We start from the raw sequence: 15,353 nt of genomic DNA on the forward strand, positions 1-15,353 counted from the left end.
TAAATTAAGACGATGAACATAATATCGATTTTAAATAATGTTAATATTGGCTCAAAATAATAGCAATTAAAATATTATTGCTAATATTGTTAGACAAATATAATACAATATTTGTAAATTGCAAATTATATTAGCAATATTATGTCGTATTTTGGAAAAAACATTCGGAAGATTAGAAGTTTAAAAAGTTTGAGTCAACAGGCATTCGCCGAGCTTTTCGACTTAAAGAGAGGTACCTTAGGCGCATACGAAGAAGGTAGAAGTGAGCCTAAATTGGAAACACTGATAAAAATTGCTAATTATTTTAGCATACCTATAGATGATTTATTAACATCAGAGTTAACCGTTAATAATTTATTGAAGTTTAAAGGTAATCTTACCATAGAGCAAAATATTGGTGAGCAAGAATATTTTACTAAAGTACCCTGTATAACTACTTTAAATTTAAATGATTATGTAAAATATGCCGATAAAGAATCTTTTGTTCAAGAATTACCCTATTTAACCCTACCAATTAATTTAGATAAAAAATTTAGGGCTTTTACAGTTCAAAATTTGGAAATGAGTAAAAATGACTTGGGTATGTTTCCCAAGGATATAGTAATTGGTGAACTTACACCCTTAGAAGTGCATTCCAAACTAAATAATGGTACATTAGTTTTTATTGTAACGCAAGATGATATTATTTTAAGACGATTATTTATTAGTAGTGGATCAATAGTACTAAGGGCGGATCATAAGAATGTTGAAGATATCGTACTTACATTAAAAGATATAAAGGAGATATGGCGTGTTAGGTATGTGTTTTATCATAGAATTCCAGAAACAAACTTTAGTCTTGAGGAGAAATTGGAACAACTGGAAAAGGATTTTGATATATTGAAAAATAATAAATAATAAAAAAGCCCTACACATCATTGTGAGGGCTTTTTCTTAAACTAGAATGTATATATGTTTAGATAACTTTTACGTTCACTGCGTTTAATCCTTTGTTTCCTTCTTGAAGATCAAATTCAACTTCATCGCCTTCACGAATTTCGTCTACTAATCCAGAAATGTGTACAAAGTGGTCTTTTTCAACTCCTTCTTCAGTGATAAAACCGAATCCTTTTGTGTCGTTGAAAAATTTTACTGTTCCTTTACTCATTGTAATGTATTTTAATTTTTAATACTTATTGTTGCGCAAAGATGACGCCAATAGTTGACATAGGACTCCTTATTTACATTTATATGCATTAATTGTGATTTATTTATGAGTTTATATCTCTAAAACATTGAAATTGAGATAAATTCATTGTTTCTACTTTCATTTTTTGGAAACATTCTTCCAAATCCATAAAATTCTCACACCTATTTAATACAGTTCCTCAATTATAGTAGTGTATTTTATAATACTTTAGTAGCAACAACTAAATCACTTTAACAACATGACAAATTCTTTAGCGACAGTACGTACGCTGTATTTTCTTTTCTGCGCCATCCTCGTTAACTGCAACGTAATGGCGCAACAACAAAATTTTAATATGTCCAAAGATTTACTTTTGGTCCAAATGGATTGTAAGACGGATATAGATGACTTGCATACCGCAGCTGGTTTAGCGACCTTGGTGAATCATGTTAAATATGCAGAATTAAATTATTTGCCAATTGTAGGTACATATGGTATACAGGAAGGATTATATGTTCCTCCAAACGAATTGATGCAACTAGCCTTTGGAAAAAATTGGTTGGATGCCCATAAAAATTGGAAAAAATCGGTTAAAAAAGTCGTCAATGAAGTTCATAAAATAATTGCCAAAGGGGGTGATGTATGGGTGGCAGAAGCTGGCCAATCAGACTTTACCGCAGACTGGGTTCAATTACTTATGGAAAAAAATCCTGATATTGAAATTAGTAATAGGATTCATGTGGTACAGCATAGTGATTGGAACGAGTCCGCTACAGACCCCGATAAATTGGCCTATGTTCAAAAAACTACCGATTATCATAAGATTGCAGATGGTAATGCCGAAGGTAACGGTACACCTGGACTTAAATCTGAAGGTGAAATTGATTGGCAGTCCTATATTAATGATACCCATTTAATCGATATTTGGAATACTTCTATACGATTGGGCAATCAATACAATGGAAAAGATGGAAGATATTTGAACGAAAGCGTCGCTGATGGTGGTTTGGATTTCTCCGATTTGTCAGAAGTGTGCTATATACTTGGTGAAATGAAAATTGTAAATACAGTTGATTTCTTTGAAGATTTCAAGGTTAAATAACTACTTTATTTAAGATTAAAAAAGGCCTCTTGCAATTTTTTTGTAATGGGGCCTTTTTCATTTCCCATATACAAGCAATGATTGTCTATTTGACTAATGGCCGCAATTTGCGTGCTCGTGCCCGTTAAAAATGCCTCATCCAATAAAGCAAGTTCCTTTAATGGATATGGAATTTCTTTTAGCGCTATTCCAAGGGATATACATAAATCTTTAACGATTGCTCCGGTAATGCCGTTCAATATGTATTCATTTGCCGGATGTGTATACACTACTTGATCCCTGACAAAAAATACATTACAATGGGATGCTTCGGTAAAAAGACCATTACGGTACAGTAAGGTTTCAAAGCTACCATGTTGCATAGCTTCTTCGTTCAACATGACATTACCCAAAAGCGAGGTCATCTTTATATCGCATCTAGACCACCTAAAATCTTCCCTGGTAATAACTTTGGTATTTGCCTGATTGATAGCGGGCAATATTTTAGGCAATGCATACATCATCACCGTTGGGTGTATATCTGCAGGATATGAATGTTGTCTTGGAGCAACCCCCCTGGTTATTTGCATATAAAGTAAACAGTCCTTATCCGTTAAAGAGGTTACCTTGAGTAGCTTAGGTATTTCTGTTGTCAGTGACTCTACATCAAAATTGATGTTAATTTTATCCAGTCCTTCCTGCAATCGGTCCAAATGTTTCCGGCCATAAAAAAAAGAACCATTGATCTGTACCATGACCTCATAAATTCCATCGCCAAAAATAAATCCGCGGTCAAATACCGATATAGTGGCCTCTTGCGCATTTACTATCTTACCGTTTATATATACTTTTTCAGGGTACGACATAAGTTATAAATAACGTTGAAGATGTTTTTTAAAATACTGGGCACTATCCGTTATGCTTTGCATGGAATTCTTTGCAAAATTACCGCCTTGTTCTAAATAATAATACTGTAAATCCTCTTTATTGATATTGGCCAAGATTTGTTTATAGTCAATTGATCCATTTCCCATTTCAGAATAATCCCGCGTAATCTTATCCATATCCTTAATATGCCACATAACATATCGTTTCGGATTTTCCCTTATTAAATCATGAATGCTTTTGATGGAAGAATGCTCAACCCAATACATGTCCATTTGTAATTTCACCAAATTAGGGTCGGTTTCCGCTAAGATTATAGCATACCCTTGTTCGCCGTTATGATCGGTAAATTCAAAATCATGATTATGGTAGGCAAACTGCAGTCCGGCATTGTTGACCTGCTCCCCTATTTTATTTAATTTATCGGTCAATATTTTAAAATGTTCTATGGTTCGGTATTCAGGTGCCAACCATGGCCAGGTTATATATGTGCTTTGTAAGGTTTTTGCACCTTTTATGCATTGGTCCACATAACGCATAAGTACATCTTCCGGTTCATTGAATAGATTAGAAAAGTTATAGTGGCCGCTAGATATCGTAAACTCCAGGTCATCTAATTGTCTTTTAAATTCTTTGGAAGGTATACCATAATAGCTATCATTTTCCCCATCATAACCATATATTTCCCCATCCTCATATCCCAGCCCTCTTGCATAAGTTATGCTACCAATAGGATCGTTTGCCATAGCATCACGAATAGTAAATAATTGCAATCCCATTTTATATTTATAATCCAATGGCAATACCGATAGCGGTAACATGGAACTTACGGACAATACACCTGTTTTTTTCAAAAAGGTCCTGCGAGAATTGGGATTATTCATACGAATAGATTTAAAGCTGTACTTGTGATTAATAAATATAAACCATAGTCATTAAAATTAATATGATACGCATAAAAAAAGCGACCATATTGATCGCTTTTTGTATTTACTTCAACATTTCGTTTACTTTTGTGCTAGCGCAGTTTCGCTATAGGTGACTCGGTAAATGGCATCTCCAAAATCATCAGAAATCAACATGGAGCCATCCTTTAACATCAACATATCTACTGGTCTTCCAGATGCTTTTTGCTCTACTTCATCTAACCAGCCATCTATAAATACTTCGTTGCCTATAACCTCCCCTTCTTCTATATCTACCATCATTATCCTATATCCTACTTTTTTGCTTCTGTTCCAAGAACCGTGCTCTGCAATAAATGCCCTGCCCTTATATTCTTGGGGAAACATGGTGCCGGTATAAAATTTGATACCTAAGGGAGCCACATGAGCCCCAAGTTGAAGTGCCGGCGAAACAAAATCCGAACACGGACGTTCATCACCAAATTCCGGATCTTTTACAATACCACCATGACAAAACGGATACCCAAAATGCTGACCAGCTTCGGTCACCTTGTTCAGTTCACAAGGAGGTATGTCATCACCGAGCATATCCCTGCCATTATCCGTAAACCACATTTCCTTAGTTTCTGGGTGCCAAGTAAAACCAACGGAGTTTCTAACGCCACGGGCATAAATTTCACGATTGCTACCATCAGGGTCCATTCTGGAAATGGTCGCAAAACGTTCATCTTCATTGGTACGGTTGCAAATGTTACAAGGTGCACCTACCGGCACGTATAATTTATCATCCGGTCCAAAAGCAATATATTTCCAACCATGATGAAATTCAGTTGGGAAATCATCATATACCAATTCTTTTTCCACAGATTTGCCCAATTGGTCTTCTATACTGGGATATTTCCAAAGACTACCTACTTGCGCAACATACAGATCCCCATTTCTAATGGCTATACCGTTTGGAACTTCCATGGTATCCAGTATAATAACATTGTCCGCTTTAAAGTCGCCATCATTATCCTGTATGGCATACACCGTGTTTTCATTCCTAGTGCCAACAAAAAGGGTACCGTTATCACCCATAGCCATTGAGCGCGCACCATCTATTCCTCTAGCATACACTTCTATATTAAATCCTTCTGGTAGGTTTAACTCTAGCAAAGCTAAATCTGTACTGTCCATTACTACTTCATTGGCTACCTCTGTAGCCTCTTTCTGTTTTTTGTCCTTGCAGGATGAAATTGCAATGATCAAAATGGCCAGCGATATAATGTTATAAATTTTAGTTGTCATAAGGGTTCGTTTTTGTTTATACGAAGATACATAACCATAGGTTGTTTTAAAACAAGGCACTCTAGTCAATTAAAAGCTGTTTTGAGAAAATGATAAACGAATATAAAAAAAGCTAAGTTCCGTCAAGAAATTAGCCTTAATTGTAAACTAATCAATAAATAGGTTTATTGAGCGGAAACAGCATCCAGTGCCTTACCGATAAGGGTTTCCCCATTGATAATTTCAAAAGTTTCGTTCTTGGCAGAATCATCATGTAAAGAGCGCACCAAAGTTTGGGCAACATCATCCCTGGTAATAGAACCTTTTTCCCCAAGCTTGGACTGTAATTTGATTTTTCCTGTACCCTTATCATTTGTTAAGGATCCTGGTCTTACTATGGCATGTACAAGTTCTGTAGATTTTAAATATTCGTCCGCATTATGTTTAGCTTTTAAATACTCCTGTAAATCTTCCGCTTCTTCTGGACTGTCTGCCCCCATTGAGCTGAGCATTACAAATTTTTTGATATTTGCTTTTTTAGCCTCATCGATCAATCTCTTTGCACCTTCTTGATCTACTTCCACTACTTTTTTTCCACCTGACCCAGCAGCGAATATGACCTTATCAATATCCTTGACCGCATGTGAAATATCCTTTTCCAAATCACCTAATACGGTCTTAATATTTTCTTTTTTAAATTGGTCTTGTTGTTCTTCTTTTCTAACCATGGCCACTGGAACAAAATACTGTGAAGCTTTTAAAAGGTTTACAATTTTTTTTCCCGTAGTACCATTGGCACCGGCAACTAATACATTTTCCATTTTCCTATTGTTTTTTATGCAAGTTCATGATTGTCATTGGTATTGATCAATGCAAATACCTATTTAATTGACCTGAATCATATAGGGACTATAGTGGATAAAAAAGGCGGCCATATGGCCGCCTTATAAAATCTATTTTAAAATTTAAGATAAACTGGCATTAAGAACTACTTCGGCCTTTAGTAATTTGGAAACAGGACATACTTCTTTGGCCTTATGGGCAATTTTCTTGAATTCTTCTTCCTTAATTTCCGGTACGTCACCTACTAGGTCCAAAGTTACTTTCACGATCTCGCCATCCTTGAACGCTACTTTTGCCGCTACGTCCAGTGTAGTTGGCGTAAAGCCTTCTTCACCCAATAAAAAACTCAATTGCATGGAGAAGCAACCTGCATGGGCCGCTCCAATAAGTTCTTCGGGGTTTGTGCCCTTTTCATCTTCAAATCTTGTATTAAAGGCATAAGGGGTATTGTCTAAAACGGTACTTTCAGTGGACAACGTTCCTTTGCCCTCTTTACCACTACCTTTCCATTGTGCCTTTGCATTTCTTGTAAAATTCATTTTCTTATATTTTAATTAATAATGTTAAGTGCTATTCCCCAATACTATGTATCAGGCAATTTGCGCTTTTTCTTGATATGTGGGATAATCCAAGTACCCTTCTTTTCCAGGTGTGTAAAAGGTATCCTCGTCCCATTTAGATAATTCATGTCCGTTTTTAAAACGTTGCACCAAATCCGGATTTGAAATATAAAGTTTACCGTAGGCCACCAAATCTGCATTGCCCTCTTCAATTACCTTATTGCCGCTTTTTTGATCAAATCCTGCATTTATCATTAGAGTACCATTATACAATGGTCTAAAGTGTTTTGCAATATGCTGCACAGCATAAGGTATATCGGAAACATCGGTGAATGGTTCTGACAAATGAATATAGGCCAAATTGTAGTCGTTCAATTTTTTAATGATATATTCAAAAGTGGGAATGGTCTCTTCGTCCATAGTCATACCAAATAAACCATTTAGAGAGGGATTAAAGCGCGCGCCTATCTTTTCTTGTGGTATTACCTCTTGAACGGCATCAAGCACTTCAAAGAAAAAACGCGCTCTGTTTTCAATAGAACCACCGTACTCATCTGTCCTTGTATTTGACGTAGCGTTAAAAAATTGATGAAACAGATACCCATTTGAGGAATGGATTTCTACGCCGTCAAATCCGGCCTCTACCGCATTTTTTGCCGCATTGACAAAATCTGTTACGGTTGCCTTGATTTCTTCCTTGCTCATTGCCTTAGGGGTAACGGTATCCTTGAAACCCTCTGCGGTAAACGATTTTGCATTAGGGTTGATGGCTGATGGTGCCAAAGGTTGATCACCATTATGAAAATCTGGATGAGACATTCTGCCAACATGCCAAAGCTGTATAAAAATGGTACCGCCTGCATCATGTACCGATTCGGTAACTTTTTTCCACCCTTCTACCTGGGCCTTGGAATGTATTCCAGCAGTGTTTACATAACCTACTGCAGCTTTGGAAACTTGGGAACCTTCAGTAATGATAAGTCCCGCAGAAGCCCTTTGCGTATAATAAGGTACGTGTAAATCCTCCGTAGGGGCATTCTCGTCATTAGCCGCCCTACTCCTGGTCATGGGTGCCATAACGACCCTATTTTTAAGTTGTATGTTTTTATGATATGGTGTTAATAATATTTCTGTATTCATAGCTATCATTTGTTATCTAAGAGTTCACAAAAGTCTAACATTATCGGCATGATTATTAACTCGTCTCAATAAAAACTTATCATATATGAAAAATGGACACTGCAAATCTTTACTAGGTTTTACCATAAATGAATGCTATTGAATGCGAAATAAGGGTGGAAAAAATAATAGCTGAGGATATTAAACTTAGGTTTCTACTATAAATTTGCAGATTTACAAAACCATATTATTTTTTTGTCGTAGGTACGTTAAAGACATTCTTTAACCTAAAAAATATAAAAATGAACTATAGCTACAAGTGGGCACTTAGGCTGTTACAAGTATTAACCATAATATTAATATCCACATCAGTAAAAGCACAGAACATTAAAGGTAAGGTTACCGATTATAATGGCACGGCCCTGGAAAATGTCGGTATTTTCAACCAGACTTCAGGCCAACATAGCCATACCAACTTATCTGGGGCATTTTCACTACCTGCTACCCATATAAACGATTCCGTTTACTTTTCCAATTTGGGCTATAAAACTTTTGTTCTAGTCATAGAACCTAAACATTTTAATGAGCAGATACAGATTACCTTGGAGGAGTCCAGCATAAACTTAGATCAAGTTGTTGTGGTGTCCAAGGTAGATGCAATGAGTAAAATTGTGAATATAGATGTACAGAATGATCCGGTAAAATCTTCCCAGGAAATTTTACGAAAAGTGCCGGGGCTTTTAATTGGCCAACATGCAGGCGGCGGTAAGGCAGAACAGATTTTTTTAAGAGGTTTTGATATTGACCATGGTACGGATGTAGCCATTAGTGTAGATGGTATGCCGGTGAATATGGTATCTCATGCGCATGGACAGGGCTATGCAGATCTACACTTTGTGATACCGGAAACAATAGAACATATAAATTTTGGAAAAGGATTGTATTATGCCGATAAGGGAAATTTTAACACCGCTGGGTACGTTGACCTTGGCTTGAAAAAAAGTATTGATAAAAGTATGGTATCCTATGAAACCGGACAGTTCAATACCAATAGATTTGTGGGACTATTTAAATTATTGGAAGGAAATAAAAGTGATGCTTATTTTGCTTCGGAAATTTATCTTACCGACGGACCGTTTGATTCCCCACAAAATTTCAATAGGATAAATATTTTAGGACGTTACAATTATAAGGACCTTGGTAAGGAAGAGCTTACATTGACCGCCTCTCATTTTCAAAGCAAATGGGATGCCTCGGGACAAATTCCTCAAAGGGCGGTTGATCAAAACCTTATTGGCAGGTTTGGCGCCATAGATGATACCGAAGGAGGACAGACCAGTAGAACAAATTTAATGTTGAACCATACCAGGTTTTTGGGCGATGACCAGTTTTTAAAGACGAGGGCATTTGTAAGCAAATATGATTTTGAATTATTCTCAAACTTTACATTCTTTTTGGAAGATCCGGTAAACGGAGATCAAATTCGTCAATTTGAGGATAGGACGGTTATGGGTGCTGAAACAGCTTTTGAGCAAATCAATATTACGGTTGGTGAAAATGATATGGTTGGGTACAAAGCAGGAATAGGTTTTAGAAATGATAATGTAGATGATGTGTCCCTATCACATACCTTAAACAGGAAGACCACTTTAGAGCAGTATGCATTTGGGGATGTCGATGAAACCAATATGTACGGGTTTTTGGATGGCACTTATAAAACCGGAAATTGGACTTTTAATCCCTCTTTACGTTTAGATTATTTCAACTTCGATTATGAAAACAAACTAAGCGAGCTTTATGACAATAAAAGTGAAAGTAAGGCAAAAGTGAGTCCAAAACTAAATACATTGTATACCGTAAATAGAAATTGGCAAGTTTTTTTGAAAACGGGTCTTGGATTTCATTCTAACGATACTCGAGTAGTCACTGCAAATGAAGGTAGGGATATATTGCCAACCGCTTACGGTGCAGATTTAGGTACTATTATTAAACCTACGGATAAACTAGTGCTGAACGCTACCTTATGGGGGCTTTTATTAGATCAGGAATTTGTTTATGTAGGTGACGCTGGTATTGTTGAGCCAAGTGGCAAGACTCGTAGGTTAGGTGTTGAACTAGGTGCTCGTTACCAGGTGTTAGATTGGCTGTATCTTTATAATGATATCAATTATACCTACGCTAGAAGCACTGAAGAACTTGATGGGGAAGATTATATACCTCTTGCTCCGGATTTTACTTCAGTAGGTGGTATATCGGTAACAGATTTAGGAAAATTCTCTGGTGCTTTAAACTATCGTTATTTAGGAGATAGAGCAGCAAATGAAGACAATAGCATTGTAGCTGAAGGTTACTTTGTAACCGATATGAACCTTAACTATCATATAAAAAACTGGACATTGGGTCTGATAATAGAGAATTTATTTGATACAGAATGGAACGAGACCCAATTTGCTACAGAAAGTAGATTGTTTAATGAAACTGCATCTGTAGAGGAAATTCATTTTACTCCTGGTACTCCGTTTTACCTAAGAGGAAAGGTATCTGTGAGGTTTTAAAGAAGTTTTAGTAGCAAGCTTAAAAGAGCTCTGATTTTATTATCAGAGCTCTTTTGTTTAATTCGAAAACTATTCAGGAGAATTTACGGTTATTTCAGAAACCGAAAAACTACCTGTACTATCTTTAGAAATAACTTTAATATAATATTCGGTGCCAGAATTATATTCAATTCCAGATATGCTATTATCCGCTATGTCAGTCTCTTCAATTATTTCTGATTCATTTTCGGTTATAGTTACATCGTAGGTTAAAAGGTCATTATCCTCATCTGTTCCAATCCAACTAATGGTTAACAACTGCGTTAGAGTATTAAAATCAGTACGGATTTCTGCGGCATAAGGTGCATAATTAACTTCGGCTAAACCAGGGGTAGTAAAAGAATACGTATCACTTTCCGTAGTGCCAAATTCATTTTTAGAAGTCACTGTCCAAGTATAGGTTTTGCCTCTATCTAAGCTAACCGTAGTTTCCAGTCCACCAACAGTGGAGCTTACCGCTTGCTGGTTGTTTAATAAAACTTCTAAGGTATAATTTACAGTATTTTGCGCAGCGTTCCACTTAAATAAAATAGAGACTTTGGTATCATTATTAGGTATAAGCTCAAATTCTGAACAAGGCTCCCCATTAACAGGTAAAGTGCCTGTAACTTTAGTAGGAACCTCATTGTCTATCTGTTTTTCCGTCTCTTCAGGAGTGCTTTTATCGCAGGAATTTAAGCATACAAAAAGTAATAAAAGACTAGTAAAATATTTTAAGGTTTTATATATCATTTCTTTATAATCTTAAAGGTTTTTGAATGTTGTTTTGATTTGATTACCGTAGGGTAAATTCCGGTTTCCATAGTTTGTAAGTCGATTGAATTTAAGCCTTGCCCTGAAAATGCTTTACTTAATACGAGCTTACCCGATAAATCATAAACCAACACGGTACTTGATTCTTCGTACCCTTGGATAAACACTTCTCCCGAAGTAATTGTTGGAAACATTATAACACTATCTGAAAAGGCAAATGAATCGGTAACCATCCCTTGGCAGTCACTTTCTCCTGTAATAGAAATAGCATTGAATTCAGATAAATCCGATAATTGAATTTCATTTTTTCCGTTAGATGTAAAGCTGAAGTTTTTTAGTTCTCCGTTTATATCAACAATATAAGTATAGCTGCCCTCCACATTGTAAGTTGCCGTTTTAGCAGAGGTATTTAAACTTTCTCGCTTTCCAGAGATTGAGCCGACTTCGTTGATTTGAATGCCATAGGTTTGAGAATACAAAATATCTGGAATAGAAATAGTGACCATATACAAACCAGTGGTAAGATTAGCTACTTCTATATTCTCATTTAACGATACCTCATTATAGTCTGTTGAAACTGGACCTTCAACAGCTATATTAAAAATATAATCAGTTAACTCACTCGAAATAGAAATACTTCCATTTGCTTCTCCCGGACAAGTTGGTGTAGCGCCATAAACCAAAATGGCATCTGCTGCTATTATTTCGCAACCATTATCGTTCACTATAACATTTGGTCTTGTATCTAAACAAGAATCTTTATGATCTAAAATTCCGTCTAAATCATTGTCTTCGTTGCAGAAAGAGGCTTTTCCGCCATCGGTGATAAGCCAATTATAATTTTCTACTATGTTTTGGCGTGCATCTTCAGATTCGCAAAATTGATTTTGAAGGGCATCAAAAGTTACTCCTCGCTGTAATGAAGGCAATTGACTCCAGCCTTCTAATATGCTGTCATAATTAGCATTTGAGAGACCACTATAATTGAAAATACCAGACATATTGGTTACTTGAGAAACATCCCAAGTAGTCAAATTTTGGTTAAAATTATATGCTCTTGAAAACAACCAGCTCATATCGATGACACTAGAGACATCCCAATTGCTAATGTCATGATTAAATGCCATAGCCCCTGCAAAAACCCTACTCATGTTGGTCACTTTGGAAACATTCCAATTACCAATGTTTTGATTAAAGGAACCCGTACTTGAAAACATACCTGACATGTCGGTAACGTTAGAAACATTCCAATCCCCAATATTTTGATTAAAGTTTGGAGCGAAGTTAAACATGGAACTCATGCTCGCAACATTACTAACGTCCCAACTTGAAATATCTTGATTAAACCCGGAGGATTGAAACATAATTCCCATATAGGTTACATTAGAAACATCCCAACTACCTATAGGCTGGTTAAATTTAGTTGCATGACTAAACATGGAACCCATATTGATAACATTGCTAACATTCCACCCAGAAATATCTTGATTAAATTCTGAACAGTTACTGAATAAATTCCCCATTGTGGTGACATTGCCAACATCCCAATCTGAAATATCTGCATTAAAAGCAGTACAATTAGTAAAAGCTTGACTTAAATTTTCAATTGTACTAATATCCCAATTATTAAAACTAGGATTATCAGTTAAAGAACTACACCCTTCGAACATATAAAATAGTGAATTAAGGTTAGAAAGGTCAGGAGTATCCCCTGCAACTACGTCAAGATTGGTACAACCTTTGAATGCTGATTCCATTGAGTTCCAACTAATATCACCCCATTGATTAATTTCAATAAGTTTAGGGGCATCTCCACCTACATCGTTGCCATCAAAAGTTTGTAAACGCATTGAGAACAAACTACCTGAAATGCTTACGGTGTATATACCTGGATTAGAGTAAGTATGTTGAGTTGCACCCACTACGTCCATGTCAACAACACCGTCTCCCCAGTCGATATTAAAAGGTCCTCCAAATGTTCTAAGAGCAATGGTATTATTGTCTGATGTACCTGGGTTATCGGTTTTCCAAGTCGTTACAAAGGGTCGAAAGGTTGGACAGTTTTCTCCTGAATCATTAATGATCCAATTATAGCCTTCAATGATTGACTGTCTTGCAGATGTTGCATTACAAAATTGGCTAGTACCGGCATCAAATGTAATATTTGGTTGAAGTGTATTTAGATGACTCCAACCAATTAAAGTATTATCATAATTCACGGTGCTCAGCGCTGAACCTTCGAAAATTCCTGATAAAGAATTTACGTTAGAAATATTCCAATCCCCAAGACTATTATTAAAGCCACTTTCGTAGAACATCTGAAACATAGTAGTCATGTTCAACGTGTCCCATGAAGAAAGTATAGTATTGAACAGGGGGGTTCCCGAAAACATCTGAGCAACGTCTTGCAAATTTGAAACATCCCAGTTATTAAAACTTGAATTGCCTTTCAAAGTCTGACAATTATTGAACATTTGTTTTGCTGATGTTACTAAAGACAAATCTGGCACATCATGAGCATTGACGTCAAGATTAACGCAGTTAGAGAATGCTCCTTCCATTGAGCTCCAATTAATATCACCCCATTGATCTACACTTACAATTAAAGCTGAATTTGGTCCCGCTAATTCAAAATATATTCTTGGGAAATCACCAGTTATTGTAACCTTGTAATTGCCCGGGTTATCATATTGATGAGTAATATCATTAGTGATATTTGGTTGAGAATTTCCGTCTCCCCAATCGATACTATAGTCATAAGTCTCTCCAGGAAATGTTGGAATAGTAATACTGTTGTTTGTAGATGCCTCTACTTGCCAAGTAGTAATAAATGGACGTTTTTGATTAGCGGTGCACTCTGGGAAGAGCCCATCATCGTTTATAGTCCAATTATATACTTCAATTATAGCTTGTCTATTTATTCCACTTTCGCAAAATTGGATGTTTGAGTCGAGCTTAACGTCATTTTTAAGAGATGGAAGATTGCTCCATCCGATCAAGGTAGAATCATAATTATTAATGGACATGCCTGTATTTGAAAGCATGAAGCTCATGTTATTGACGTTACCAACATTCCATACTCCCAAATTTTGATTAAAGGATAAAGCAGAAAAGAACATTGAGCCCATTTCTTCAACAGATTCAACGTTCCATGAGCTTAGATCTTGATTAAAAGCAGAAGCTTCGGTAAACATATTTGTCATCCATTTAACGTTACTAACGTCCCAACCAGAAATATCTTGATTAAAAACCTGATTGTTGGAAAACATTGCGTTCATATAAAGTACATTACTTACATTCCAACTTCCAATATTATTATTGAAAGAGGTCCCAAAAAACATATGTCCCATATTGCTTACGCCAGAAACATCCCAATCAGAGATATTCTGATTGAATGATGTAGCCCATTGAAAAAGAGAAAACATACTTTCCACATTCGACACATCCCAGTTGCCTATAGGTTGATTGAATTTGGTTGCCCCAAAATAAAGCAAAGACATTTGAGTAACCGTGCTTAAATCCCAATTTGCCATGGTATCATTACCAATTAGCGAACTACAGTTTTTAAACATTGCCGAAATATCGTTAAGGTTTGAAAAGTTGGGAACATCGGTGGCCTTTACATCAATATTTACGCATCCAGAAAATGCTCCCGACATTGATGTCCATTGATTTGAACCCCATTGATTAATCTCAATTATCTTTCTATTATCTTTGCTGTTTGTTGAATTTTCAAAAAGTATCCTCGGGAAAAGACCGTTAATGGAAACTTGGTAAACCCCGCTGGTAGCATAGGTGTGGGTGATATCGCCAGTAACGTTTTCCGAAACATTGCCATCTCCCCAATCTACAGTATAATCATAAATAACCTGAGGTAAAAAATCTGGCGCTTTATATGTTGGTATAGTTATTTGGTTATCCTCGGAAACACCAGGATTGTCTGTTTTCCAGGTAGTTATGAATTCGTTTTGTGAATAAGTATTTGTAATGCATAAAAAAAGAATGCAACTGAGTAAAGTTCGCATGTATTTGGTTGTTATAGTTGATTGGTTAAATCTAATACTATAAGTTAGTTTTGAAAGAATTATTCGATTAATTGTAATATTATTCCCTCATGAGGATTTTATAAAATCGGTCGTCTTATTTGAATTTCTACAAGCAGAATAATATAGAGGA

At 36.1% G+C, this 15,353-nt stretch carries 12 protein-coding genes; 3 read left to right on the forward strand and 9 right to left on the reverse strand.

Annotated features, from left to right (window positions below; genetic code table 11):
- Positions 1 to 141 precede the first annotated feature (141 nt).
- A complete protein-coding gene (locus tag CHB68_RS08325; protein ID WP_089260380.1) occupies positions 142 to 897 on the forward strand; it encodes a helix-turn-helix domain-containing protein in 756 nt (251 codons plus the stop codon).
- A 58-nt stretch (positions 898 to 955) separates the two neighbouring features.
- Here CHB68_RS08325 and CHB68_RS08330 read toward each other — a convergent pair whose 3' ends face one another.
- Positions 956 to 1,147: a cold-shock protein gene (locus tag CHB68_RS08330; RefSeq protein WP_027075965.1), complete on the reverse strand. Its 192-nt coding sequence runs from the start codon at positions 1,145 to 1,147 to the stop codon at positions 956 to 958.
- A 352-nt stretch (positions 1,148 to 1,499) separates the two neighbouring features.
- Between CHB68_RS08330 and CHB68_RS08335 the strand changes: the two genes are divergently transcribed.
- A complete protein-coding gene (locus tag CHB68_RS08335; protein WP_089260381.1) occupies positions 1,500 to 2,270 on the forward strand; it encodes a hypothetical protein in 771 nt (256 codons plus the stop codon).
- A 5-nt stretch (positions 2,271 to 2,275) separates the two neighbouring features.
- Here the strand turns inward: CHB68_RS08335 and CHB68_RS08340 are convergent, their stop codons facing one another.
- The 6 genes from CHB68_RS08340 to CHB68_RS08365 all read right to left on the reverse strand — a co-directional run bounded on the left by CHB68_RS08340 (position 2,276) and on the right by CHB68_RS08365 (position 7,851).
- On the reverse strand, positions 2,276 to 3,115 hold the full coding sequence (locus CHB68_RS08340; protein ID WP_089260382.1) for an aminotransferase class IV: 840 nt from the start codon (positions 3,113 to 3,115) through the stop codon (positions 2,276 to 2,278).
- Between the two features lie 3 nt (positions 3,116 to 3,118).
- On the reverse strand, positions 3,119 to 4,018 hold the full coding sequence (locus CHB68_RS08345; RefSeq protein WP_218822492.1) for a sugar phosphate isomerase/epimerase family protein: 900 nt from the start codon (positions 4,016 to 4,018) through the stop codon (positions 3,119 to 3,121).
- A 123-nt stretch (positions 4,019 to 4,141) separates the two neighbouring features.
- Positions 4,142 to 5,329, reverse strand: coding sequence for a PQQ-dependent sugar dehydrogenase (locus tag CHB68_RS08350; protein ID WP_089260620.1), 1,188 nt, complete (start codon positions 5,327 to 5,329; stop codon positions 4,142 to 4,144).
- A 164-nt stretch (positions 5,330 to 5,493) separates the two neighbouring features.
- Positions 5,494 to 6,129: an SDR family oxidoreductase gene (locus tag CHB68_RS08355; RefSeq protein WP_089260383.1), complete on the reverse strand. Its 636-nt coding sequence runs from the start codon at positions 6,127 to 6,129 to the stop codon at positions 5,494 to 5,496.
- A 144-nt stretch (positions 6,130 to 6,273) separates the two neighbouring features.
- On the reverse strand, positions 6,274 to 6,690 hold the full coding sequence (locus tag CHB68_RS08360; RefSeq protein ID WP_089260384.1) for an OsmC family protein: 417 nt from the start codon (positions 6,688 to 6,690) through the stop codon (positions 6,274 to 6,276).
- A gap of 51 nt (positions 6,691 to 6,741) precedes the next feature.
- A complete protein-coding gene (locus CHB68_RS08365; RefSeq protein ID WP_089260385.1) occupies positions 6,742 to 7,851 on the reverse strand; it encodes an alkene reductase in 1,110 nt (369 codons plus the stop codon).
- 281 nt (positions 7,852 to 8,132) lie between these two features.
- Between CHB68_RS08365 and CHB68_RS08370 the strand changes: the two genes are divergently transcribed.
- On the forward strand, positions 8,133 to 10,385 hold the full coding sequence (locus CHB68_RS08370) for a TonB-dependent receptor (RefSeq protein WP_089260386.1): 2,253 nt from the start codon (positions 8,133 to 8,135) through the stop codon (positions 10,383 to 10,385).
- A gap of 69 nt (positions 10,386 to 10,454) precedes the next feature.
- On the opposite strand, the gene CHB68_RS08375 is transcribed toward CHB68_RS08370, so the two are convergent.
- Positions 10,455 to 11,156 (reverse strand): hypothetical protein, encoded by a 702-nt coding sequence (locus CHB68_RS08375; protein WP_071342213.1) that lies wholly within the window; start codon positions 11,154 to 11,156, stop codon positions 10,455 to 10,457.
- Positions 11,153 to 15,202 carry a BspA family leucine-rich repeat surface protein gene (locus tag CHB68_RS08380; protein ID WP_089260387.1) on the reverse strand — a complete coding sequence of 1,350 codons (4,050 nt, stop codon included), beginning with the start codon at positions 15,200 to 15,202 and terminating at the stop codon, positions 11,153 to 11,155. The genes CHB68_RS08375 and CHB68_RS08380 overlap by 4 nt, the downstream gene beginning before the upstream one ends.
- Positions 15,203 to 15,353 lie beyond the last annotated feature (151 nt).

It is taken from the genome of Maribacter sedimenticola (assembly GCF_900188415.1).
In the GTDB taxonomy this organism is placed as follows: Bacteria; Bacteroidota; Bacteroidia; order Flavobacteriales; family Flavobacteriaceae; genus Maribacter; species Maribacter sedimenticola.

Excerpts from the sequence above, each read along its gene's own strand:
- CHB68_RS08365 (WP_089260385.1), bottom strand. The coding sequence starts at position 7,851 with ATGAATACAGAAATATTATTAACACCATATCATAAAAACATACAACTT.
- CHB68_RS08350 (WP_089260620.1), bottom strand. The coding sequence starts at position 5,329 with ATGACAACTAAAATTTATAACATTATATCGCTGGCCATTTTGATCATT.
- CHB68_RS08355 (WP_089260383.1), bottom strand. The coding sequence starts at position 6,129 with ATGGAAAATGTATTAGTTGCCGGTGCCAATGGTACTACGGGAAAAAAA.
- CHB68_RS08325 (WP_089260380.1), top strand. The coding sequence starts at position 142 with ATGTCGTATTTTGGAAAAAACATTCGGAAGATTAGAAGTTTAAAAAGT.
- CHB68_RS08335 (WP_089260381.1), top strand. The coding sequence starts at position 1,500 with ATGGCGCAACAACAAAATTTTAATATGTCCAAAGATTTACTTTTGGTC.
- CHB68_RS08345 (WP_218822492.1), bottom strand. The coding sequence starts at position 4,018 with ATGAATAATCCCAATTCTCGCAGGACCTTTTTGAAAAAAACAGGTGTA.
- CHB68_RS08375 (WP_071342213.1), bottom strand. The coding sequence starts at position 11,156 with ATGATATATAAAACCTTAAAATATTTTACTAGTCTTTTATTACTTTTT.
- CHB68_RS08340 (WP_089260382.1), bottom strand. The coding sequence starts at position 3,115 with ATGTCGTACCCTGAAAAAGTATATATAAACGGTAAGATAGTAAATGCG.
- CHB68_RS08330 (WP_027075965.1), bottom strand. The coding sequence starts at position 1,147 with ATGAGTAAAGGAACAGTAAAATTTTTCAACGACACAAAAGGATTCGGT.
- CHB68_RS08380 (WP_089260387.1), bottom strand. The coding sequence starts at position 15,202 with ATGCGAACTTTACTCAGTTGCATTCTTTTTTTATGCATTACAAATACT.
- CHB68_RS08370 (WP_089260386.1), top strand. The coding sequence starts at position 8,133 with ATGAACTATAGCTACAAGTGGGCACTTAGGCTGTTACAAGTATTAACC.
- CHB68_RS08360 (WP_089260384.1), bottom strand. The coding sequence starts at position 6,690 with ATGAATTTTACAAGAAATGCAAAGGCACAATGGAAAGGTAGTGGTAAA.